The following is a 21,296-nucleotide window of genomic DNA, read 5'->3' as shown; positions in this document are numbered from 1 at the left end:
GGGGGTATTCCGGAACGTAGAAGGCAGGGAAAACCTATGCGACAGGTCACGCGTAAAGGTCTGATCACCATGGCGGCCGCGGGCGGAGTCCTCGCACTGAGCGGCGGTTACGCGCACGCCGACGCGGGAGCGACCGGCGGTGCGTCGAATTCCCCGGGGGTGGCTTCAGGGGATTCGGTCCAGGTCCCGGTCCATGCGCCGGTCAACGTATGCGGCAACTCCGTGAACGTCGTGGGACTGTTCGACCCGGCAGCGGGAAACGCCTGCGGAAACGGTTCGCGAAGGGACGCGTCGGGCCGGCACGCCTCGGGCTCCGAGGAGGCCGGCGACCTGACCGAGACACACAGGGCGGGCACCGGGAAGCACCGGGCCGTCCCGGGCGACACCGGGAGCGGGACCACGGCGGAGGGAAGCACGAGCGGCTCGTCCGGGGTGCTCTCGGGCAACAAGATCGCTGTACCCATCGACATCCCCGTGAACGTCTGTGGGAACAGCTTCACCATCGGCGGACTGCTCAGCCCCGCCTCCGACAACGGGTGCGGAGACGAGCAGGACGCCGTCACGCCACCGGTCAGTACGTCGGTCACCGAGAACGAGCCCTCGGCACCCGAACCGCAGACCGTGCCGAACGAACCCCAGACACAGCAGGAGCAGCAGGCACAGGACGTCGTCGAACTCGCACACACCGGAGCGGGCGGACTCGACCTGCTGGTCCCGGCGAGCGCGGGTCTGCTGCTGGCGGGCGCGGGCGCAGTGCTCTACCGCCGCGCCAGGATGTCCGCCCAGCGGACCGGGACGGCGGCGCGAGCATGGTGAAGGGAGCGGGCCCCGCGACTGCGGGGCCCGCTCCGTCTCACCAAGTGGCCCGGAGCTGGCGGATGATCCGTCGGCGCAGCCGCACCCTGCGGCTGCCGTCACGGCGCAGCGACAACCGGTCCAGTTCCCAGTGCCCGTACTCGGCATGGTCGGTCAACAGGCGGGCCGTGTCCTTCCGGGACACCCCGCGCGGTACGTACACATCGACAAATTCGTATTCCGGCATCGCATCTATTGTGCGGGCAGAGCCCCTGTGCGGATAGCGTCTGCACTATGTCTGATGCTGCGCAGCCCACCGCTGCCGAGGTACGCGCCGCCGCCGAAGCGATCAAAGCCGCGCTCGACCAGCACCTCGAGGCGGTCGAGCGCCGGACAGGGGACGACGATCCCGCTGTCAACGAAGCGTTCAACGCACTGGCCGCTGCCGCCGAGGTCTACGACGAACTGCTCTACGACCGCTACGACGAGGTGACTCCCTTCGAGATCCCGGGTGCGGAGGACTCCCTGCCCCCGTACGCCGGCCCCGAGGAACCCAAGGCGCTGACCGTGCTGATCCGCCGCGACTACACGGTGGTGGAGCCGCCACGGCTGCTCGCGCAGGCGCAGCGGATCGCCGATCTCGAACCGGACGACTCCGTCGTCGGGAACGCCGCGGTGGTCGGTTCCAGCGTCCACGCGGCGCTCGGAGTGCTCTTCGGCGAGTACGAACCGGACGAGATCGCCTCCCGGCACACGGAGTTCGGCCTGGAGGAGGGCGACTCCACGCTCTGGGTCGTGGCGGCGGAGGAACCGCCCGAGGCGGGGGAATGGCTCGGTGCGCCGTTCGACGACGCGGACCCGCAGCTGGTGGTCTGCCGCTTCGACGTCAGCGCGGTCTTCGACGAGGACGAACCGGGCGGGGAGCGGGCCGGCCTGGCAGTGGACAGCTCCTGATCCGCCCGTCGTCGGCCGGGCCCGCGACCGGGCCCGCCCGACGACGGACGACAGGACGCGGCCCGGTCATCCGGACGGGGTCTCCAGCAAGGTGCGCAGTCGCGTCGTGCGGTCCCGGACCGGCGACTGGGCGACCGCGCGCTCCAGCGCCTGGTCCACGCCGTGCACGACGGACAGGTGCCGCTCCCCGCGGCCGAAAGCGGTATACACCCAGGGGCGGCTCAGCCCCCGGACGGCGTCACCCGGCAGCACGACGACCACCGCCGGCCACCGCATCCCCACCGCCTGGTGTGCGGTGAGGGCCCAGCCGTGGCGCACGGACGACTCCACCCGCTCCTGCGCCACGACGACCTCGGTGCCCGCGCAGTCCAGGTGCAGGCCCTCGGCGTCGGCCGAGACGACCACCCCGGGCACGGCCCTGCCGGGCGCCGGGACATGGACCACGCGGTCGCCCGGGTCGTAGCCGCCGAACCGCCCCGGCCCCGGGTTGAGCCGCTGCTTCAGCGCCGCGTTCAACGCCCGGGTCCCCGCCTGGCCTCCGTGGCCGACGGTGATCACCTGGGTGTCGGCCGACGGTACGCCGAGGGCGCGCGGCACCGAGTCGGCGACCAGCTGCACGGTGCGGTGGACCGCCTCGCCCGCGTCGCGCACCGGGACGATCACGACCTCTCTGCCGGGCGCCGCGACCGTCTGCAGCTCCCCGATGCCGATGCCGGAGACCAGCTCGCCGATCGGCCCCGGGTCCGGCGTACGGGAGACGACCTGCGGGCACACACGGGCGGCGAGCACATCGGCGAAGACCTGCCCCGCACCCGCCGAGCCCAGCACGCCCGGGTCGCCGCTGAGGACCAGGCGGGTGCCGTCCGCCAGGGACTCCACGAGGATCGCGGCCGTCTCGACGTCCAGCTGCGGGGCGTCCAGCACCACGAGCAGGTCGACGGCGATCGCGCCCTCCTCGTCCCGCCCCGGGCCCTCGGTGCCGGAGACCAGCCCGGCCAGCGTGACGGCCGCCGACGGATCACCGGTCGCCTCGGCCAGCCGGCGCCTGCCCTCGGCACTGTGCACCGCACCCAGGGCACGCAGGCCGAGACCGCGGGCCGCGGTGATCAGAGCGGCGGGTTCGGCCCTGGCCGCTTCGCCACCGGTGTGTGCCACCAGACCATGGGCCGCGACCGCGCGGATCAGTTCGGCCGCCGACGGGGAGCCCGCGGCCGACGCCGCCTGCGCCCAGTCCGCGTCCTTCCCGCAGGTGCTGACGAGGCGGGCCAGGCCGTCGGCGAGGCTCTCCTCGGCGAGTGCGTACCGGTCGAGCCCCAGCAGCACCTGCACCGGTTCCTGTCCGGCCCGGTCCTCGAAACCGCCCCCGGCGTCCTCGCCGGGCTCCGCCGGCACTTCGGCTTCCTGGTCGTCCTGGCCTTCCTCCTGTCCGTCCTGGAAGACCAGGACGACGCCCTCGGCGACGGCGTGCCGGACAGCGGCTTCGGGGTCGGCGACCGAGTGCTCGGCGAGGGCGGCACGGACCGCTGCCGCGTCCAGTGCCGTGTGGCCGCGGAGTGCGGCCTGCTCCAGCAGCCGGCTGACCAGGGCCGAGGTCCGCCGCTCGTCGTCCGGACCGCATGCGGCGCCCAGCAGCGCCCGCGCGAATCCGTCGGCCTGTTCGGGCCTGACCCCGGGCACGGCCAGCAACCGCCACGGATCCTCGCGCAGGCCCTCGGCGGCCTGAGCGCCGAGGGCCTCGGCCGCCGCGCCCGCCAGAGCTCCAGGCGCCCCGCCCTCGGCCAGCACGGCCGCCACCGCGGCGAGGGTCTGGGGCGACGGCCCCTGCGGAGCCGCGGCGGGTTCGGGCACGCGGGGGCGCACCGGAGCGGGCGCGGGAGCGTCCCGGCGGGGCACGGCGGGTGCGGGGGAATCGAAGAACGAGGCGGCCGGCTTGTCGCCGCTCTCCACGGCGCGCACGGCCGCGAGCAGATCGGCCGCCTTGCCACTCAGCTTCGCGCCCGCGGCGATGGGGCCCGCCTTCTCGGCCTTGCGCTTCTCGATCCGCTCCCGCAGCTCACGCTGGGCGGCGAGCTCGGCCTCGGCCTCGGAGAGAGGAGCGGTGCCGTCGGTCGCCCCCTCGGCGCCGGGCTCCGCTGCCGTCTCCTCGTCGGCGCCGGTGGTCCCGGATTCGTCGTCTTCCGTCTCCGCGACTTCGGCGGCACCGTCGGCCGCCGACGGTCCCTCGCCCGCCCCGTGCCCCTCGCCCCGGACGGGCGGAGCGGGTACGGCGGCGGAAGGGTCCGCGACGGCATCGGCGTCGTCGGCGGCCGGGGAGCCGGGGGTCTCCCCCCGGGGAAGGGCAGTCACAGCGTGCTCCAGTCCTGGTCGGGATAGCGGTGCACGGGCGCGGACACGTCGTCGAGCGCCTGGCAGATCTCGTCAGGAAGACTAAGCGCCTCCACCGACAATGCCTCCGTGAGCTGCCGCGCGTTGCGTGCGCCGACGATCGGGGCCACCACTCCGGGACGGTCCCGCACCCAGGCCAGAGCCACCTGGAGCGGTGTCGTGGCCAGCCCGTCGGCGGCTGTCGCCACCGCGTCCACGATGCGGCTCGCCGGCTCGTCGAGATACGGCTCGACGAAGGGAGCGAGCAGCTCCGAGGCGCCGCGCGAGTCCGACGGCGTGCCCGTCCGGTACTTTCCGGTCAGGACCCCGCGGCCCAGGGGGGAGGAGGGCAGCAGTCCCACACCCAGGTCGAGCGCGGCCGGCAGCACCTCTCGCTCCACGCCCCGCTGCAACAGCGAGTACTCCATCTGGGTGCTCGCCAGCCGGGTGCGCACCCCGGGCGAGGCGAGCTGCCAGGTCGCGGCCTTGGCCAGCTGCCAGCCGCAGAAGTTCGACACCCCCGCGTACCGGGCGCGGCCGGTGGAGACCGCCAGGTCCACCGCCTGAAGGGTCTCCTCCAGCGGCGTCACCGGGTCGAAGGCATGGAGCTGCCACAGATCCACATGGTCCGTCCCGAGCCGCGCCAGAGAGGCGTCCAGCGCGGCCAGCAGATGACCACGGGATCCGTTGAACCGGCGATACGGGTCGGGCACGCTGCCCGCCTTCGTCGCGATGATCAGATCGCGTCGCGGGACCAGGCTCTCGATGAGCCGTCCGAGCAGGTGTTCGGCCTCTCCGCCGCCGTACACATCGGCCGTGTCGACCAGTGTGCCGCCCGCCTCCCAGAAGGCTTTCAGCTGTTCAGCGGCGTCGTGCTCGTCGGTGTCCCGGCCCCAGGTCAGGGTGCCGAGCCCGATCCGGGACACGCGAAGGCCGGTGCGGCCGAGATGCCTCTGCTCCATGTGGGCTGAGATTACTGGCCGGAAGCCCCCCTCGGCGGAAGCCTGTGGACAACCCCTTGTCGGGCCGCCCCTGCCGGAACGCGTCGCCGCGCGCTAGAGTCCGGGGACCAGCGACGTTACTGATCAGTAAGGGGAGCGGCTATGCGGCTCGGCATCAATCTCGGTTACTGGGGTGCGGGAATGGACGGCGACAACCTCGCCGTCGCCCAGGAGGCCGACCGTATCGGTTACGACGTGTGCTGGGCGGCCGAGGCCTACGGCTCCGACGTACCGACCGTGCTCGCCTGGGTGGCCGCCCGGACCGAATCGATCGATGTCGGCTCCGCGATCATGCAGATCCCGGCCCGCCAGCCCGCGATGACGGCGATGACCGCCGCCACCCTCGACTCGCTCTCCGGAGGCCGGTTCCGGCTCGGCCTCGGCGTCTCCGGGCCGCAGGTCTCCGAGGGCTGGTACGGGGTCAGGTTCGACAAGCCGCTGGCCCGGACCCGCGAGTACGTCGAGATCGTCCGCAAGGCGATGTCCCGCGAGCGGCTGTCGTACCAGGGGCAGCACTGGACGCTCCCGCTGCCGGACGGCCCCGGCAAGCCCATCAAGCTCACCGTCCACCCCCAGCGCGAGCACATCCCGCTCTACATCGCCGCGATCGGCCCGAAGAACCTGGAGCAGACCGGTGAGATCGCCGATGGCGCGCTCCTGATCTTCCCGTCCGCGGAGCACCTCGAGGAGACCGCGGTGAAGCACCTGCGGGCCGGCCGCGAGAAGGCGGGCCTGACCATGGAGGGCTTCGACGTCTGCCCGACCCTTCCGCTGGCTGTCGGTGACGACGTCAACGGCCTCGCCGACATGTTCCGTCCGTACACCGCGCTGTACGTGGGTGGCATGGGCAGCCGCAAGCAGAACTTCTACAACCGGCTCGCGGGGCGCATGGGATACGAGAAGGAAGCCGCCGAGATCCAGGACCTGTACCTGTCCGGTGACAAGAACGGCGCCGCCGCCGCCGTTCCGCACCGGTTGATCGACCAGACCACGCTGCTCGGCTCGGTCGAGCGGATCGCCGAGCGCATGCAGGCCTATGCCGCGGCGGGCGTCACGACGCTGACCCTCGCGCCTGCGGGGTTCACGCTGGAGGAGCGGATCACGGCCCTGCGGGCCGGCGCCGAAGCCCTGGAACGGGCCGGGCTCGCATAGGGCGAAAGTCCCGCCTGCTCGGCGACGCCCCTTTCGAAACACGCCCTGGCGCGCCGGCAGCCCGGCCGAGGTGGCGGCTCCGTCCCCGAGAGGGTACGGAGCACCGCCGGCGGGCCGGCCCCGACCGGAGCAGTACGGGAGCGCTCCTGTTGCCCCGGCAGGGCAGCCGCTTTTGACTGTCGGTGCACGGACGGCGACACGGAGGTGGCGGTGATGCTCTCGGCAAGGAGCCTGTTCCAGGAGATCCTCGACGAGGACGAGTCCTTCCGGCTCTTCTGCTCCATCGCGGCCGGCGGGGAGTCCCAGGGCGGCTGGGAGAACGGCCGGATCGCGGCCCTCGCACCCGAGAGCCAGCGCCACCTGGCGTCCAGGATCGCGCGGCACGGCGCCGACGAGGACAAGCACGGCCGGATCTTCGAGGCGCTGCTGAGGAAGCGCGGACTGCAGCCGGTGGAGGTGCCGCGCGAGACCGACTACACGATGCTGCTGGAGCAGTACGGCATCGGCCTCGCACATGAGCAGCTGCGGCGCGAGGAGCCGCTCTCCGAGCGGGACATCATCACCTACCTCGCCCACAGCCGGGTCACCGAACAGCGCGCCTCCGAGCAGATGGCGCTGTTGCGCACGCACTTCGCCGACCACCCCGACCTCGGTCGCGCCGTGAGGATGATCTCGGACGACGAGGACAACCACCTGGCCTACTGTCACGAGGAGTTGCTCCGCTTCGCCCGGCTGGGACACGGCCGTACGATCCAGCGCATCCTGCGCGAGTCCGCGCTCACCGAGATCCGGGTGTACCGCGACGTCAGTCTCGCCGTGATGGACCACATGGGCCGCATCCTGCACTGGCCCCGGGCCAAGTCGGCCGTACTGGCCGCCGGTATCCACGCGGTCTACGGGTACGAACGGCTCGTCGGGTGGCGGCGCATGGTGAGCCTGTCGCCGCCCCGACGGCGCGATCCGCTGGGCGGCCCCGCGACGCGGGTGCCCGCGGCCGGCTGATGGGGGCGACGGGTCCTGCCCGTCAGAGCCAGCCGCGGGTCTTGAAGAGCCGGTACAGGCCGAACACCAGGACACCCATCACCCCGATCACCGCCGGATACGCCCACGTCCAGCTGAGCTCCGGCATGTACCTGAAGTTCATGCCGTAGATCCCCGCCACCATGGTCGGTACGGCGGCCATCGCCGCCCAGGCCGAGATCTTGCGCATGTCGTCGTTCTGTCGCACCCCCACTTGGGCCAGGTGGGCCGACAGGACGTCGGAAAGGAGCCGGTCCAGCCCGTCCACGTACTCGTTGGCACGCGTCAGGTGGTCGTTCACGTCGCGGAAGAAGGGCTGCGAGTGTTCGTGGACGAACGGCACCTCCGCGCCGGCCAGCCGGGCCATGGGGTCGCTCAACGGCCCCGCGGCCCGGCGGAACTCCAGGATCTGCCGCTTGAAGGTGTAGATGCGGGACGCGGTGTTCTTGGTGTCCCCGCCTGCCGGTGCGAACACCTCGGTCTCCAGCTCCTCCAGGTCGGCCTGGAGTTCACCCGCGACCTCGATGTAGTGGTCGACGACGGCGTCGCTGATCGCGTACAGGACCGCGGTCGGCCCGTGCTTGAGAACGTCCGGCTCGGACTCCAGACGGCGGCGTACCGCGGCCAGCGGGGCGCCCTCCCCGTGTCGCACCGTCACGACGAACGAATCGCCGACGAACGCCATCAGCTCGTCGGTGGTGACCTTGTCGCTGTGGTGCTCGTACACCACCGGCTTGATGACCGCGAAGAGCGAGTCGTCGTACACCTCCAGCTTGGGCCTCTGGTGGGCGCTCAGGGCGTCCTCCACCGCCAGCGGATGGAGCCCGAACTCGCTGCTGACGCGTTCGATCTCGCTCTTCGTCGGCTCGTACAGTCCGATCCAGAGGAACGCGTCCCCGGTGGCGCGTGCCTCCGCAAGGGCCTCGGAGAGATCCTCCGGGCCCGCGGTACGACGTCCGTCCCGGTAGATCGCACAGTCCACAATCACGGCGCGCATTCTTCCCTGCCACGGTGCCCGGCGCACCTCGTCGGCGCCGGAGCCCTACGCTGGCTCGTATGCCCACCCTGATCCTCGTACGCCATGGACGCTCCACCGCCAACACGGACGGGGTGCTCGCGGGCCGCACCCCCGGTGTCGCGCTCGACGAGCGCGGCCGCGCACAGGCCGCGGCGCTGCCCGGACGGCTGACCGCGCTGCCCCTGGTCGCCGCCGTCAGCAGCCCGCTGCAGCGCTGCCGGGAAACCCTGGCGCCGCTGCTCGAAGCCCGGCCGGAACTGGTGCTGCACGCCGAGGAACGCATCAGCGAGTGCGACTACGGCGACTGGTCGGGACGCAAACTCGCCGAACTCACCGAGGAACCGCTGATGAGCGTCGTGCAGCAGCACCCCTCGTCCGCGGCGTTCCCCGGCGGCGAGTCCATGCGTGCCATGCAGGCGCGCGCGGTCGACGCCGTGCGGGACTGGAACGCGCGGATCGAGGGCGAGTACGGCGACGACGCCGCCTATGTGATGTGCTCGCACGGCGACATCATCAAGGCCCTCGTCGCCGATGCGCTCGGTATGCATCTCGACCTCTTCCAGCGGATCCAGGCCGATCCCTGTTCGGTCACCGCGATCCGTTACACCAGACTGCGGCCCTTCCTGCTGCGGCTCGGCGACACGGGGGACCTCGCCGCCCTGGCGCCCCGGGAGCACCCCGACGGTGCGGGCCACGGCAGGCGTGCGGCCGGGGACGCCGATGCCGATGCGGCGGTCGGGGGCGGCGCAGGGGCGCCGTGATCGCTTCTCACAGTAGGGTGGATGCGCCGGAGGCGCCCTTCCTCGGGGAATCCCCCGGAAGCCCGGCCACCGCTCATCTGCCGTCAATTCTCAAGGGAGACAGGACGTGTCCCGTCAGGTGTTCCTCTACGACCCCCCGGACCGCTTCGTGGCCGGTACGGTCGGGTTGCCTGGGCGTCGTACGTTCTTCCTGCAGGCATCCTCAGGCGGACGCGTGACCAGTGTGGCCCTGGAGAAGACCCAGGTCGCCGCACTCGCCGAGCGCATCGACGAACTGCTCGACGAAGTGGTGCGGCGGACCGGCGGGAACTCGCCGGTGCCCGCCGTCGCGCCGATGGACGTCACCGACACCGCGCCCCTCGACGTGCCCGTCGAGGAGGAGTTCCGGGTCGGCACGATGGCGCTCGCCTGGGACGGCGAGGACCAGCGCATGATCGTCGAGGCGCAGGCACTGGTCGAGCTGGACGTGGCATCCGACGAGGATCTCGCGGAGGCCGAGGAGCGGCTGCTCCAGGACGAGGAGAACGGCCCGCCGATGCTGCGGGTCCGGCTCAGCGGCGCGCAGGCCCGCGCCTTCGCCAAACGCGCCCTGGACGTCGTGAACGCCGGGCGCCCGCCGTGCCCGCTGTGCAGCCTGCCGCTCGATCCGGAAGGACATGTATGCCCGCGCCAGAACGGGTACCGTCGCGGAGCCTGACCGCGACCGAACTGGTCACGTTCCTCGCCGAGGGCCGGCTGACCGTCCGCGGCCGGATCCGTGGCGCGTCCAACGCGGTCCTCTACTGCACGGTCGCCCACGAAGGCGAGGAAGTCACGTGCGTCTACAAGCCCGTTGCCGGGGAACGGCCTCTGTGGGACTTCCCGGACGGCACGCTCGCCCAGCGCGAGGTGGCCGCGTACGAGATCTCCGAGGCGACCGGATGGGGGCTCATACCGCCCACCGTGCTGCGGGACGGGCCCTACGGTGAGGGCATGTGCCAGCTGTGGATCGAAACGGCGGCAGAGGACAACGGCCCCGACGGCCCCGACGCGGACGGCCGGCCCCCGCTCCTGGCGCTCGTCGAGGACGAGGAACCGGGGGAGGGCTGGAAGGCCGTCGCCTTCGCGGAGACCGAGGAAGGCGGGAGGGCCCTGCTGGTCCATGCCGACGATCCGAGGCTGCGGCGGCTGGCGGTGCTCGACGCAGTGATCAACAACGGTGACCGCAAGGGCGGCCACCTGCTCCCCGCGTCCGACGGCCGGCTCTACGGCATCGACCACGGGGTGACCTTCAACGCCGACGACAAGCTGCGCACGCTGCTCTGGGGGTGGGCGGGGGAGCCGTTGACGGCCGAGGCGGTCGAGGTCGTCGATCGTCTCGGTGCGGCGCTCGCGCCGGGGACCGCCCTCGTCACCCGGCTGGCCGAGCTGATCACCGCCGCTGAGATCGCGGCGCTGCGCGGCCGGGTGGAGGCACTCAGGGTGTCGGGGAAGCACCCGGAGCCGAGCGGGGAATGGCCGTCGATCCCCTGGCCGCCGGTCTGACGGAAGGGCGTGGGCCCGGCGGTCGAGCAGCGGGCGCGTGGACGGGGACGAGGCAGAGCAGATGGGCCAGGGCCGCGCAAGACCGCCCCTTCGGCCAGATCCGGCATCCGGTTCGTATCCGGAACATGCGTCCGGTTACGCTCGTGGCATGCATGCCTGGCCCGCTTCTGAGGTCCCCGCCCTGCCCGGCAAGGGCCGCGACCTTCGGATCCACGACACCGCGACCGGCGGACGGATCACTCTCGACCCCGGTCCCGTCGCCCGTATCTACGTCTGCGGTATCACTCCGTACGACGCGACCCACATGGGGCACGCGGCGACCTACAACGCGTTCGACCTCGTCCAGCGTGTGTGGCTCGACACCCGGCGGCAGGTCCACTACGTCCAGAACGTGACCGACGTGGACGACCCGCTGCTGGAGCGGGCCGTGCGCGACGGCCAGGACTGGACCGAGCTCGCCGAACGCGAGACGGCGCTGTTCCGTGAGGACATGACCGCCCTCCGCATGCTTCCGCCGAAGCACTACATCGGTGCCGTCGAGGCCATACCCGGCATCGTTCCGCTCGTCGAACGGCTCCGGGACGCCGGCGCCGCCTACGAACTCGACGGGGACGTGTACTTCTCCGTCGAGGCCGACCCGCACTTCGGCGGGGTCTCGAACCTCGACGCCGAGGCGATGCGGCTGCTCTCCGCCGAGCGCGGCGGCGACCCGGAGCGCCCCGGCAAGAAGAACCCGCTCGACCCGATGCTGTGGATGGCCGCCCGTGAGGGCGAGCCGAGCTGGGACGGGGCCTCGCTCGGTCCCGGTCGCCCCGGCTGGCACATCGAGTGCGTCGCCATCGCGCTGGACCACCTCGGCATGGGCTTCGACGTCCAGGGCGGCGGGTCCGACCTCGCCTTCCCGCACCACGAGATGGGGGCCTCGCACGCCCAGGTGCTGACCGGCGAGTACCCGTTCGCCCAGGCTTATGTGCACGCCGGAATGGTCGCCCTGGACGGCGAGAAGATGTCCAAGTCCAGGGGCAACCTGGTCTTCGTCTCGAAGCTGCGCCAGGACGGGGTGGACCCGGCGGCGATCCGCCTCGCCCTGCTGGCGCACCACTACCGGTCCGACTGGGAGTGGACCGACCAGGTGCTCGCCGATGCGGTGGAGCGGCTCGGACGCTGGCGGTCCGCCGTCTCCCGGCCCGACGGGCTGTCCGCCGACGCCCTGGTCGAGGAGGTCCGCGAGGCCCTCGCCGACGACCTGGACGCACCGGCGGCGCTGGCCGCCGTGGACCGCTGGGCCGAGCGCCAGAACGCCGGCGGCGGGACGGACGAGGGCGCACCCGGCCTCGTCTCGCGCACCGTCGACGCGCTGCTGGGTGTCGCCCTGTAAGTACCGCACGGGGTGACGGCCCCGAGGGCCGCCCATCCATGAACCGGCCCGGGACTTCTCCAAGAAGTCCCGGGCCGGTTCCGTTCCGCCCCTGGTCGAGCGATCCGTGTCGAACGCGCCCCGGAGGCTGTTCCCGCACGCACCGGACACACAGGAGCGCCGGGCGGGTACGCACCCGCCCGGCGCTCTCTCGGTCCGTCAGTCCTCCGATGAATCATCCGGCGGGGCCGGTGGGCCGTCCTCGCCGTCCTCGTTCTCCCGGCCGGTCGGCGACTGCCGGCCGGGCCCGCCGCCCGGCGCCGAACCGGACCCGGTGTCCGGCCGGGCCGGCTTCGGCGGGCGGGTGCGACCACTGGAGGTGTCGCGCAGGTACGAGGCGTCGCCGCCGTCCGTCGCATGCCCACCGGGCGCCTGGCCCGGACCGATGTCCCTGCGACGCAGATAGCGCTCGAACTCGCGGGCGATGGCCTCCCCGCTCGCCTCGGGCAGCTCGGCGGTGTCCCGGGCCTCCTCCAGCGTCTGGACGTACTCCGCCACTTCGCTGTCCTCGGCTGCCAGTTGGTCGACCCCGAGCTGCCAGGCGCGTGCGTCCTCGGGCAGTTCGCCCAGCGGGATGCGCAGACCGAGAAGGTCCTCCAGGCGGTTCAGCAGCGCGAGCGTCGCCTTCGGGTTGGGCGGCTGGGACACGTAGTGCGGCACCGCGGCCCACAGGCTCACCGCGGGAACACCCGCGTGCGTACAGGCCTCCTGGAGGATGCCGACGATGCCCGTCGGCCCCTCGTACCTGGTCTCCTCCAGATCCATGGACCGCGCCAGGTCCGGGTCGGAGGTGACCCCGCTGACCGGTACCGGCCGGGTGTGCGGGGTGTCGCCGAGCAACGCGCCGAGGATCACGACCATCTCCACGCCCAGCTCATGGGCGAATCCCAGGAGCTCGTTGCAGAACGAGCGCCAGCGCATGGACGGCTCGATGCCGCGGACCAGAACGAGATCGCGGGGCTCGTCCCCGCCGATGCGGACCACGGAGAGCCGGGTGGTCGGCCAGGTGATCTTGCGTACCCCGCCGTCCAGCCACACCGTCGGCCGGTTGACCTGGAAGTCGTAGTAGTCCTCGGCGTCCAGCGCCGCGAACACCTCGCCCTTCCACTCCCGGTCCAGGTGCGCCACCGCCGTGGAGGCGGCGTCACCTGCGTCGTTCCATCCCTCGAACGCGGCCACCATGACCGGGTCGATCAGCTCGGGAACTCCCTCGAGCTCGATCACCCAGGCCTCCTTCCGAAGTTCCCTTGCGTACTCGTCAACCTTACGGCTTCTGGTCACATGTGCCGCAGTCCCAGTCCCGCCGTCGTCGCGGTCACCGGTACGGCACAGGGGCGGGACCGGGAACGGGGGAAGCCCTGTCGGTACGGCCTCGGTGTCCCCGCGCCACAGGGTCGAGTGCAACCACTGCTCCACGCCCGCCACATGCGCTGTCGCCCAGGCCCGGGCGGCCTCCGCATCCCGGTCCCACAGGGCCTACAGGATCGCCCGGTGCTCGTGGAGCGTGCGGCTGAGCGCGTCCTCCTGGGCCGGCCCCCGCCGGATCCGCGCCCGGGTCGTCGGCCCCGAGAGTCCGTCGAGCAGCGAGCAGAGCAACGAGTTCCCCGACGACTCCACGATGCCGCGGTGGAACTCCAGGTCACAGGCGATCAGTTCCTCCACCGAGGGCTCGACGCCCAGGGAGTCCAACTGTGCGGCCACAGCGTCCAGTCGGGCCTCTCTGTGCGCGTCGCCGCCATTGCCGTGGCCGCCGGTTCCAGGATCCGGCGGGCCGCGAGGAATTCGAGCACCGTGTCGTCGCGGGGGAAGTCCACCACGAAGCTCAGTGACTCCAGCGGCAGTTGTGGGTCGAAGCTGATCACGTGGGGGCCGTCGCCCTGCCGCACGTCGAGCATGCGGATCAGCGACAGGGTGCGCACCGCCTTCCGCAAGGAATTGCGCGGGAGCCCCGGATCCGCCGAGAGTTCACTCTCCCTGGGGAGCCGGTCGCCGGGCCGCCCCCGGGTCCCGGCACGGCCCGGGAGGAGACCGGAGGCCCGGTGCGTCTTCACCGCGGGACGCACCCGGGGAGGCTGCGGTGATCACTTCTCGCCCGTGCCGTCCTCGATCCAGCCCATGGTCCGCTGCACGGCCTTGAGCCAGTACGCGTACTCGCGTTCGCGGGTCTCCGCCTCCATGTGCGGGGTCCACTCGGCGGCCCGGCGCCAGTTGGCGCGCAGTGCGTCGGTGTCCGGCCAGAAGCCGACCGCGAGGCCGGCGGCGTACGCGGCGCCGAGGCACGTCGTCTCGGCGACCATCGGCCGCACGACGGGCGCGTCCAGGAAGTCGGCGAGCGTCTGCATCAGCAGGTTGTTGGAGGTCATGCCGCCGTCGACCTTCAGGGCGGAGAGCTCGACCCCGGAGTCCTTCGTCATGGCGTCGGTGATCTCACGGGTCTGCCAGGCGGTGGCCTCCAGGACCGCGCGGGCGATGTGCGCCTTCGTCACGTACCTGGTCAGACCGGCGATGACGCCACGGGCGTCGGAGCGCCAGTACGGGGCGAACAGACCCGAGAACGCGGGCACGAAGTACGCCCCGCCGTTGTCCTCGACGGAGGCGGCCAGGGGCTCGATCTCGGCCGCGGACTCGATCATGCCCATCTGGTCACGCATCCACTGCACCAGCGAGCCGGTGACGGCGATGGAGCCCTCCAGGGCGTACACCGGCTTCTGTGCGCCGATCCGGTAACCGACCGTCGTCAGCAGTCCGTTGTAGGAGTTGACGGGCCTCTCGCCGGTGTTCATCAGCATGAAGGTGCCGGTGCCGTACGTGGACTTGGCCTCGCCCTCGGAGAAGCAGGTCTGGCCGAACAGGGCCGCCTGCTGGTCGCCGAGCGCCGAGGCGACCGGGACCCCGTCCAGGACGCCGCCCCTGGCGGTGCCGTACACCTCGGCGGAGGAGCGGATCTCGGGCAGCACGGCCGCCGGGATCTCCATGGACGAGAGGATCTTCTCGTCCCATGCCAGGGTGTGCAGGTTCATCAGGAGGGTGCGCGAGGCGTTGGTGACGTCGGTGACGTGGACGCCGCCGTCGGCGCCGCCGGTCAGGTTCCAGATGACCCAGGAGTCCATGGTTCCGAAGAGCAGGTCGCCGCGCTCGGCGCGCTCGCGCAGGCCCTCGACGTTGTCGAGCAGCCAGCGGATCTTGGGGCCCGCGAAGTACGAGGCGAGCGGCAGACCGGTCTCGCGGCGGAAGCGGTCCTGGCCCACGTTGCGGCCGAGTTCCCTGCAGAGCGCGTCGGTGCGGGTGTCCTGCCAGACCACGGCGTGGTGGACGGGTTCACCGGTGTGCCTGTCCCAGAGCAGTGTGGTCTCGCGCTGGTTGGTGATGCCGATCGCCTTCACATCGGCTGCGGTGATGCCCGCCTTGACGACGGCGCCGGCCACGACCTCCTGGACGTTCTCCCAGATCTCGGCCGCGTCGTGCTCGACCCAGCCCGGCTTCGGGAAGATCTGTTCGTGCTCCTTCTGGTCGACGGAGACGATCCGGCCGTCCCTGTCGAAGACGATGCAGCGGCTGGAGGTGGTGCCCTGGTCGATGGCTGCGATGAACGGGCCGGTGGTGTGTGCGTCGGTCACGGTGTGCTCCCGGAAGACTGTGTGGTCGTGAGGGGTACGGCTCTGTGCGCCGCGGCTCAGGCGAAGGCGGCCTGGTAGAGCCCGCCCGCGATCGCGCCGCCGGCGAGCGGTCCGACGACAGGGACCCATGCGTAGCCCCAGTCGGAACCGCCCTTGTTCGGCAGCGGTAGCAGTGCGTGCACGATACGCGGGCCGAGGTCGCGAACCGGGTTGATTGCGTAACCCGTCGGACCGCCGAGCGAGAGACCGATCCCGACGACGGCCAGAGCGGTGACCAGTGCGCCGAGGGTGCCCAGGCCGTTGCCGTCGCTGTTGAGGCCCTGGGTGAGGATCGCCAGGACGAGCACCACGGTGGCGATGATCTCGGTGAGGAGGTTCTGCGCCGCGTTCCGGATCTCGGGGGCGGTGCAGAAGATGCCCAGTGCCGGACCGGCGAGCCGGTCGGCCGGGGCGTTTTCACCCGACCGGGTGCCCAGGGTCTCCGGATCCGTGAGATGAGCCCGGAACTGTCCGTAGTAGGTCAGCCAGACCAGCACCGCGCCGATCATCGCGCCGAGCAGCTGGGAGCCGAGATAGAGCGGCACGTCGCTCCACTCGGTGCCGCCCTCGATCGCGAGGCCGACGGTGACCGCCGGATTGAGATGCGCGCCGGACACGCCACCGGCCAGATACGCGCCGGTCAGGACGGCGAACCCCCACCCGAAGGTGATGGCGAGCCAGCCGGCGTTCCGTGCCTTGGAGCCTTTGAGGGTGGCGGCGGCACAGACACCGCCGCCGAGGAGGATGAGGACGGCGGTACCTAAGGTCTCGCCGGTGAAGATGTCGGAGCTGGTCACGCGCGACTCCTTTGTCCTTCGTCCTGGGAAGCCGGACCCCGGGGCCCGCCGGTGGTCCGCGCCCTCAGGTGAGGGCGGTTTCCGGCCCTTGGCGCTGTCGCACTGAGCTACGAGATTCCTATAGGCGTTCGACAATGCCGACCGATGAACGGCAGTGTTCTCCCCGGGGAATCGGCCGTCAAGGGCGTGTCCTTCTCGCGCCCGAGCGGTACCGAAGGACCTGGCCGCCAGGCCGGCCGGCCACCCCGGCGACGGGTGCGCCCGGTCTCAGAAGGGCCGGGCGCCCAGATCCCTGGAGACCCCGCGGGCGCAGTCGCGCACCGCGGCGACCAGTTCCGGGCGCAGCTCCCCGTCCGTGCAGACCCGCTCCACCGCGCCGGTCACGGCCACCGCACCGACCGGGACCCGTCGCCGGTCGTGGATCGGGGCGGCCACCGCGGCCACGCCTTCCCAGGTCTCCTCCACGTCGGCCGCCCAGCCGCGGGCCCGGACCAGGTCGAGCATCGCCCCGAACTCCTCCGCGCCCGTGACGGTGCGCGGGGTGAACGGCCGCCGCTCGGCCTCCATCGCCTCGGTGTGCGCCCCCGGGTCGTACGCCGACAGCACCTTGCCCAGGGCCGTGGAATGCAACGGCTGCACGGCCCCGACCTCCAGGACCTGCCGGCTGTCGCCCGGCCGGAAGACGTGGTGGACGATCAGGACGCCCCGCTGGTGCAGGACCCCCAGATAGGCGCTCTCGCCGCTGGAACGGGCCAGGTCGTCCGTCCAGACCAGGGCGCGGGCCCGGAGTTCGTGCACATCCAGGTAGCTGGTGCCCAGACGCAGCAGCTCGGCGCCCAGCTGGTAGCGGCCCGATGCCGCGTCCTGCTCGACGAAGCCCTCGTGCTGGAGCGTGCGCAGGATGCCGTGCGCGGTGCCCTTGGCCAGGCCCAGGGAGGCAGCGATGTCGGACAGCCCCAGCCGACGCTCGCCGGCTGCCAGCAGGCGCAGCACCGCCGCCGCCCGCTCCAGCGACTGGATGTTCTTGGCCATCGCGCCGTACTCCTCCATCTGGTTCGACGATGCTGAACAGTATCGGTGGATGTCGACCTGTGATCGATCGGTCAGGGGGCCTGCGACACCATGGAGATCCGGACATGCCCCCTCACGGCCCAGGCCGTCCGTTCCGTGGGACGGAGTGACGGGCCCGGGTGCCGCCCGGCTACGCTGGCGTGGTGCGCCTCCCGCCGGAGACGCAAAGCCGACAGCCGTCGCATCCCAGGGAGTACATCCATGGCCTCGTCGCCGACCCCTTCCGCCGACAGCCGGAACCGAGCCGCAGCCCTCCGTGAGGCGCTCGCCACCCGAGTGGTGGTGGCCGACGGTGCCATGGGCACCATGCTCCAGGCGCAGGACCCGACCCTCGAGGACTTCCAGGACCTCGAAGGCTGCAACGAGATCCTGAACGTCACGCGCCCCGACATCGTGCGCTCCGTGCACCAGGAGTACTTCGCCGTCGGCGTCGACTGCGTCGAGACCAACACCTTCGGCGCCAACCTGGCGGCTCTGGGCGAGTACGACATCGCCGAGCGGGTCTTCGAGCTCTCCGAGGCCGGCGCGCGCATCGCCCGCGAGGTCGCCGACGAGTTCACCGCCTCCACCGGACAGCAGCGCTGGGTGCTGGGCTCCATGGGTCCGGGGACGAAGCTGCCGACCCTGGGCCACGCCCCGTTCGCCAAGCTCCGCGACGCCTACCAGCAGAACGCCGAGGGCATGATCGCCGGAGGCGCCGACGCACTCCTGATCGAGACCACCCAGGACCTGCTGCAGACCAAGGCCTCGATCATCGGCGCCCGCCGCGCCCTGGCGGCCTGCGGTGCGGATCTCCCGGTGATCTGTTCCGTCACCGTCGAGACGACCGGCACGATGCTGCTCGGCTCCGAGATCGGCGCGGCGCTCACCGCCCTGGAACCGCTCGGCATCGACCTCATCGGCCTGAACTGCGCCACCGGCCCCGCCGAGATGAGCGAGCACCTGCGCTACCTCGCCCGCCACTCCGGCATCCCGCTCTCCTGCATGCCCAACGCCGGCCTGCCCGTCCTCGGCAAGGACGGGGCGCACTACCCGCTGTCCCCGGCCGAGCTGGCCGAGGCCCAGGAGACCTTCGTCCGCGAGTACGGCCTCTCCCTGGTCGGCGGCTGCTGCGGTACGACCCCGGAGCACCTGCGCCAGGTCGTCGAGCGGGTCCGCGGTGTCGCCGTCACCCCGCGCACCCCGCTGCCCGAACCGGGCGCCGCGTCCCTGTACCAGTCCGTTCCGTTCCGCCAGGACACCTCGTACCTCGCGATCGGCGAGCGCACGAACGCCAACGGCTCGAAGAAGTTCCGCGAGGCCATGCTGGAGGCCCGGTGGGACGACTGCGTGGAGATGGCCCGCGACCAGATCCGCGAGGGTGCCCACATGCTCGACCTCTGCGTCGACTACGTGGGCCGTGACGGGGTCGCCGACATGGAGGAGCTGGCCGGCCGCTTCGCCACCGCCTCCACCCTGCCGATCGTGCTCGACTCCACCGAGCTGCCCGTCCTGCGGGCCGGTCTGGAGAAGCTCGGCGGCCGCGCCGTGCTGAACTCCGTCAACTACGAGGACGGCGACGGACCTGAGTCCCGCTTCGCCAAGGTCACCGCACTGGCCGCCGAGCACGGTGCGGCGCTGATCGCCCTGACCATCGACGAGGAGGGCCAGGCCCGCACCGTCGAGCACAAGGTCGCCGTCGCCGAGCGGCTCATCGAGGACCTGACCGGCAACTGGGGCATCAAGGAGTCGGACATCCTCATCGACGCCCTGACCTTCACGATCTGCACCGGGCAGGAGGAATCCCGGGGCGACGGCATCGCCACCATCGGGGCCATCCGTGAACTGAAGAAGCGCCACCCCGACGTGCAGACCACGCTCGGACTGTCCAACATCTCCTTCGGGCTCAACCCGGCCGCCCGGGTCGTGCTGAACTCCGTCTTCCTCGACGAGTGCGTCAAGGCCGGTCTCGACTCCGCGATCGTGCACGCCTCCAAGATCCTGCCGATCGCCCGCCTCGACGAGGAGCAGGTCAAGGTCGCGCTCGACCTCGTCTACGACCGTCGCACCGAGGGCTACGACCCGCTCCAGAAGCTCATGGAGCTCTTCGAGGGCGTCAGCACGAAGTCCATGAAGGCGGGCAAGGCCGAGGAGCTCCTCGCCCTGCCGCTCGAAGAGCGCCTCCAGCGGCGCATCATCGACGGCGAGAAGAACGGGCTGGAGTCCGACCTCGACGAGGCCCTGCAGACCCGCCCGGCCCTCGACATCGTCAATGACACCCTGCTGGAGGGCATGAAGGTCGTCGGCGACCTCTTCGGCTCCGGCCAGATGCAGCTGCCGTTCGTGCTCCAGTCGGCCGAGGTCATGAAGTCCGCGGTCGCGTACCTGGAACCGCACATGGAGAAGAGCGCCGACGGAGAGGGCGCGGGCAAGGGCACCATCGTCCTGGCCACGGTCCGCGGCGACGTCCATGACATCGGCAAGAACCTCGTCGACATCATCCTGTCCAACAACGGCTACAACGTCGTGAACCTCGGCATCAAGCAGCCCGTCTCCGCGATCCTGGAGGCCGCCGAGGAACATCGCGCCGACGTCATCGGCATGTCCGGCCTCCTGGTGAAGTCCACCGTGATCATGAAGGAGAACCTGGAGGAGCTGAACCAGCGCAAGCTGGCCGCCGACTTCCCGGTGATCCTCGGCGGCGCGGCCCTCACCCGTGCCTACGTCGAGCAGGACCTCCACGAGATCTACGAGGGCGAGGTCCGCTACGCCCGCGACGCGTTCGAGGGCCTGCGTCTGATGGACGCCCTGGTCGCGGTCAAGCGGGGCGTCCCCGGCGCCACCCTCCCCGAGCTCAAGCAGCGCCGCGTGCCCAAGCGCGACACGGCGGTTCTGGAGGTCGACGAGCCCGAGGAGGGCGTGCGCTCCGACGTCGCCGTGGACAACCCGGTGCCCACCCCGCCGTTCTGGGGCACCCGGGTCGTCAAGGGCATCCAGCTCAAGGAGTACGCGTCCTGGCTGGACGAGGGCGCCCTGTTCAAGGGGCAGTGGGGCCTCAAGCAGGCCCGCGCCGGTGACGGACCGACGTACGAGGAGCTCGTGGAGACCGAGGGCCGCCCGCACCTGCGCGGCTGGCTCGACAAGCTCCACACCGAGAACCTGCTGGAAGCCGCCGTCGTGTACGGCTACTTCCCCTGCGTCTCCAAGGGCGACGACCTGATCCTGCTCCACGAGGACGGCTCGGAGCGCACCCGTTTCACCTTCCCGCGCCAGCGCCGCGGCCGCCGCCTCTGCCTCGCGGACTTCTTCCGCCCGGAGGAGTCCGGCGAGACGGACGTGATCGGCCTCCAGGTCGTCACCGTCGGCTCGAGGATCGGCGAGGAGACCGCCAAGCTCTTCGAGGCGAACTCCTACCGCGACTACCTGGAACTGCACGGCCTGTCCGTACAGCTGGCCGAGGCGCTCGCCGAGTACTGGCACGCCCGGGTCCGCTCGGAACTCGGCTTCGGTGGTGAGGACCCTGCCGATGTCGAGGACATGTTCGCGCTGAAGTACCGCGGCGCGCGGTTCTCGCTCGGTTACGGTGCCTGCCCCGAACTCGAGGACCGGGCCAAGATCGCCGAGCTGCTCCGGCCCGAGCGGATCGGAGTGCACCTCTCGGAGGAGTTCCAGCTGCACCCGGAGCAGTCCACCGACGCGATCGTCATCCACCACCCCGAGGCGAAGTACTTCAACGCGCGGTAGATCAAGGTTTCACGCACGGTCGACGGACAAGTCGTACACTGGT

The 21,296-nt window shown here is 71.4% G+C and carries 17 protein-coding genes and 1 pseudogene; 9 read left to right on the top strand and 9 right to left on the bottom strand.

Features of this window, described 5'->3' with window-relative positions:
* The first annotated feature begins 36 nt into the window (after positions 1-36).
* Positions 37-816 (top strand): chaplin, encoded by a 780-nt coding sequence (locus AB0L71_RS03340; RefSeq protein WP_365237255.1) that lies wholly within the window; start codon positions 37-39, stop codon positions 814-816.
* A gap of 37 nt (positions 817-853) precedes the next feature.
* Here AB0L71_RS03340 and AB0L71_RS03335 read toward each other — a convergent pair whose 3' ends face one another.
* The gene (locus AB0L71_RS03335; protein WP_365237253.1) at positions 854-1,042 is read right to left on the bottom strand and encodes a DUF5703 family protein; all 189 of its coding nucleotides are present in this window, start codon (positions 1,040-1,042) and stop codon (positions 854-856) included.
* A 47-nt stretch (positions 1,043-1,089) separates the two neighbouring features.
* Between AB0L71_RS03335 and AB0L71_RS03330 the strand changes: the two genes are divergently transcribed.
* The gene (locus tag AB0L71_RS03330) at positions 1,090-1,749 is read left to right on the top strand and encodes a hypothetical protein (protein ID WP_365237251.1); all 660 of its coding nucleotides are present in this window, start codon (positions 1,090-1,092) and stop codon (positions 1,747-1,749) included.
* 66 nt (positions 1,750-1,815) lie between these two features.
* Here the strand turns inward: AB0L71_RS03330 and AB0L71_RS03325 are convergent, their stop codons facing one another.
* Together AB0L71_RS03325 and AB0L71_RS03320 are read right to left on the bottom strand one after the other, a co-directional pair.
* Positions 1,816-4,095 (bottom strand): helix-hairpin-helix domain-containing protein, encoded by a 2,280-nt coding sequence (locus AB0L71_RS03325; protein WP_365237249.1) that lies wholly within the window; start codon positions 4,093-4,095, stop codon positions 1,816-1,818.
* Positions 4,092-5,075, bottom strand: coding sequence for an aldo/keto reductase (locus AB0L71_RS03320; protein WP_365237247.1), 984 nt, complete (start codon positions 5,073-5,075; stop codon positions 4,092-4,094). The genes AB0L71_RS03325 and AB0L71_RS03320 overlap by 4 nt, the downstream gene beginning before the upstream one ends.
* A gap of 141 nt (positions 5,076-5,216) precedes the next feature.
* Here AB0L71_RS03320 and AB0L71_RS03315 point away from each other — a divergent pair, with 141 nt between their 5' ends.
* Both AB0L71_RS03315 and AB0L71_RS03310 read left to right on the top strand, forming a co-directional pair.
* Positions 5,217-6,266 carry an LLM class F420-dependent oxidoreductase gene (locus tag AB0L71_RS03315; protein ID WP_365237245.1) on the top strand — a complete coding sequence of 350 codons (1,050 nt, stop codon included), beginning with the start codon at positions 5,217-5,219 and terminating at the stop codon, positions 6,264-6,266.
* Positions 6,267-6,479: 213 nt separating this feature from the next.
* Positions 6,480-7,268: a ferritin-like domain-containing protein gene (locus AB0L71_RS03310; RefSeq protein ID WP_365237244.1), complete on the top strand. Its 789-nt coding sequence runs from the start codon at positions 6,480-6,482 to the stop codon at positions 7,266-7,268.
* 22 nt (positions 7,269-7,290) lie between these two features.
* Here the strand turns inward: AB0L71_RS03310 and corA are convergent, their stop codons facing one another.
* Entirely contained in the window at positions 7,291-8,283 is a 993-nt protein-coding gene (gene corA, locus AB0L71_RS03305; protein ID WP_365237242.1) for a magnesium/cobalt transporter CorA, read from the bottom strand.
* Positions 8,284-8,342: 59 nt separating this feature from the next.
* Between corA and AB0L71_RS03300 the strand changes: the two genes are divergently transcribed.
* From AB0L71_RS03300 to mshC, 4 genes are all read left to right on the top strand, one after another.
* Complete coding sequence (locus AB0L71_RS03300) at positions 8,343-9,065, top strand: histidine phosphatase family protein (RefSeq protein WP_365237241.1); 723 nt, start codon at positions 8,343-8,345, stop codon at positions 9,063-9,065.
* 106 nt (positions 9,066-9,171) lie between these two features.
* Complete coding sequence (locus AB0L71_RS03295; RefSeq protein WP_365237239.1) at positions 9,172-9,762, top strand: DUF3090 domain-containing protein; 591 nt, start codon at positions 9,172-9,174, stop codon at positions 9,760-9,762.
* The gene (locus tag AB0L71_RS03290; RefSeq protein ID WP_365237237.1) at positions 9,726-10,589 is read left to right on the top strand and encodes an SCO1664 family protein; all 864 of its coding nucleotides are present in this window, start codon (positions 9,726-9,728) and stop codon (positions 10,587-10,589) included. Before AB0L71_RS03295 ends, AB0L71_RS03290 begins: the two co-directional genes overlap by 37 nt.
* Positions 10,590-10,737: 148 nt before the next feature.
* The gene (gene mshC / locus AB0L71_RS03285) at positions 10,738-11,967 is read left to right on the top strand and encodes a cysteine--1-D-myo-inosityl 2-amino-2-deoxy-alpha-D-glucopyranoside ligase (RefSeq protein WP_365237235.1); all 1,230 of its coding nucleotides are present in this window, start codon (positions 10,738-10,740) and stop codon (positions 11,965-11,967) included.
* 198 nt (positions 11,968-12,165) lie between these two features.
* Here the strand turns inward: mshC and AB0L71_RS03280 are convergent, their stop codons facing one another.
* The 5 genes and pseudogenes from AB0L71_RS03280 to AB0L71_RS03260 all read right to left on the bottom strand — a co-directional run bounded on the left by AB0L71_RS03280 (position 12,166) and on the right by AB0L71_RS03260 (position 17,491).
* Positions 12,166-13,230, bottom strand: coding sequence for a PAC2 family protein (locus AB0L71_RS03280; protein WP_365237476.1), 1,065 nt, complete (start codon positions 13,228-13,230; stop codon positions 12,166-12,168).
* Positions 13,231-13,395: 165 nt separating this feature from the next.
* Positions 13,396-14,057: pseudogene (locus tag AB0L71_RS03275) on the bottom strand (FCD domain-containing protein); the annotation flags it as partial.
* Between the two features lie 30 nt (positions 14,058-14,087).
* Positions 14,088-15,623 (bottom strand): glycerol kinase GlpK, encoded by a 1,536-nt coding sequence (gene glpK / locus AB0L71_RS03270; protein ID WP_365237234.1) that lies wholly within the window; start codon positions 15,621-15,623, stop codon positions 14,088-14,090.
* 56 nt (positions 15,624-15,679) lie between these two features.
* The gene (locus AB0L71_RS03265) at positions 15,680-16,459 is read right to left on the bottom strand and encodes an MIP/aquaporin family protein (RefSeq protein ID WP_365237232.1); all 780 of its coding nucleotides are present in this window, start codon (positions 16,457-16,459) and stop codon (positions 15,680-15,682) included.
* A 267-nt stretch (positions 16,460-16,726) separates the two neighbouring features.
* Positions 16,727-17,491 (bottom strand): IclR family transcriptional regulator, encoded by a 765-nt coding sequence (locus AB0L71_RS03260; protein WP_365237230.1) that lies wholly within the window; start codon positions 17,489-17,491, stop codon positions 16,727-16,729.
* A gap of 240 nt (positions 17,492-17,731) precedes the next feature.
* Between AB0L71_RS03260 and metH the strand changes: the two genes are divergently transcribed.
* The gene (gene metH, locus AB0L71_RS03255) at positions 17,732-21,253 is read left to right on the top strand and encodes a methionine synthase (protein ID WP_365237228.1); all 3,522 of its coding nucleotides are present in this window, start codon (positions 17,732-17,734) and stop codon (positions 21,251-21,253) included.
* Positions 21,254-21,296 lie beyond the last annotated feature (43 nt).

The sequence above is a fragment of the Streptomyces sp. NPDC052052 genome (assembly GCF_040680455.1).
GTDB lineage: Bacteria > Actinomycetota > Actinomycetes > Streptomycetales > Streptomycetaceae > Streptomyces.
The sequence above is the reverse complement of the archived record's forward strand: the minus strand, read 5'-3'. Positions and strand labels throughout refer to the sequence as shown.

Bases quoted from the DNA above. Each gene is read 5' to 3' on its own strand.
- AB0L71_RS03315 (WP_365237245.1), top strand. From the start codon at position 5,217: ATGCGGCTCGGCATCAATCTCGGTTACTGGGGTGCGGGAATGGACGGC.
- AB0L71_RS03330 (WP_365237251.1), top strand. From the start codon at position 1,090: ATGTCTGATGCTGCGCAGCCCACCGCTGCCGAGGTACGCGCCGCCGCC.
- AB0L71_RS03260 (WP_365237230.1), bottom strand. From the start codon at position 17,491: ATGGCCAAGAACATCCAGTCGCTGGAGCGGGCGGCGGCGGTGCTGCGC.
- AB0L71_RS03300 (WP_365237241.1), top strand. From the start codon at position 8,343: ATGCCCACCCTGATCCTCGTACGCCATGGACGCTCCACCGCCAACACG.
- AB0L71_RS03320 (WP_365237247.1), bottom strand. From the start codon at position 5,075: ATGGAGCAGAGGCATCTCGGCCGCACCGGCCTTCGCGTGTCCCGGATC.
- AB0L71_RS03310 (WP_365237244.1), top strand. From the start codon at position 6,480: ATGCTCTCGGCAAGGAGCCTGTTCCAGGAGATCCTCGACGAGGACGAG.
- mshC (WP_365237235.1), top strand. From the start codon at position 10,738: ATGCATGCCTGGCCCGCTTCTGAGGTCCCCGCCCTGCCCGGCAAGGGC.
- metH (WP_365237228.1), top strand. From the start codon at position 17,732: ATGGCCTCGTCGCCGACCCCTTCCGCCGACAGCCGGAACCGAGCCGCA.
- AB0L71_RS03335 (WP_365237253.1), bottom strand. From the start codon at position 1,042: ATGCCGGAATACGAATTTGTCGATGTGTACGTACCGCGCGGGGTGTCC.
- AB0L71_RS03340 (WP_365237255.1), top strand. From the start codon at position 37: ATGCGACAGGTCACGCGTAAAGGTCTGATCACCATGGCGGCCGCGGGC.
- corA (WP_365237242.1), bottom strand. From the start codon at position 8,283: ATGCGCGCCGTGATTGTGGACTGTGCGATCTACCGGGACGGACGTCGT.
- AB0L71_RS03290 (WP_365237237.1), top strand. From the start codon at position 9,726: ATGCCCGCGCCAGAACGGGTACCGTCGCGGAGCCTGACCGCGACCGAA.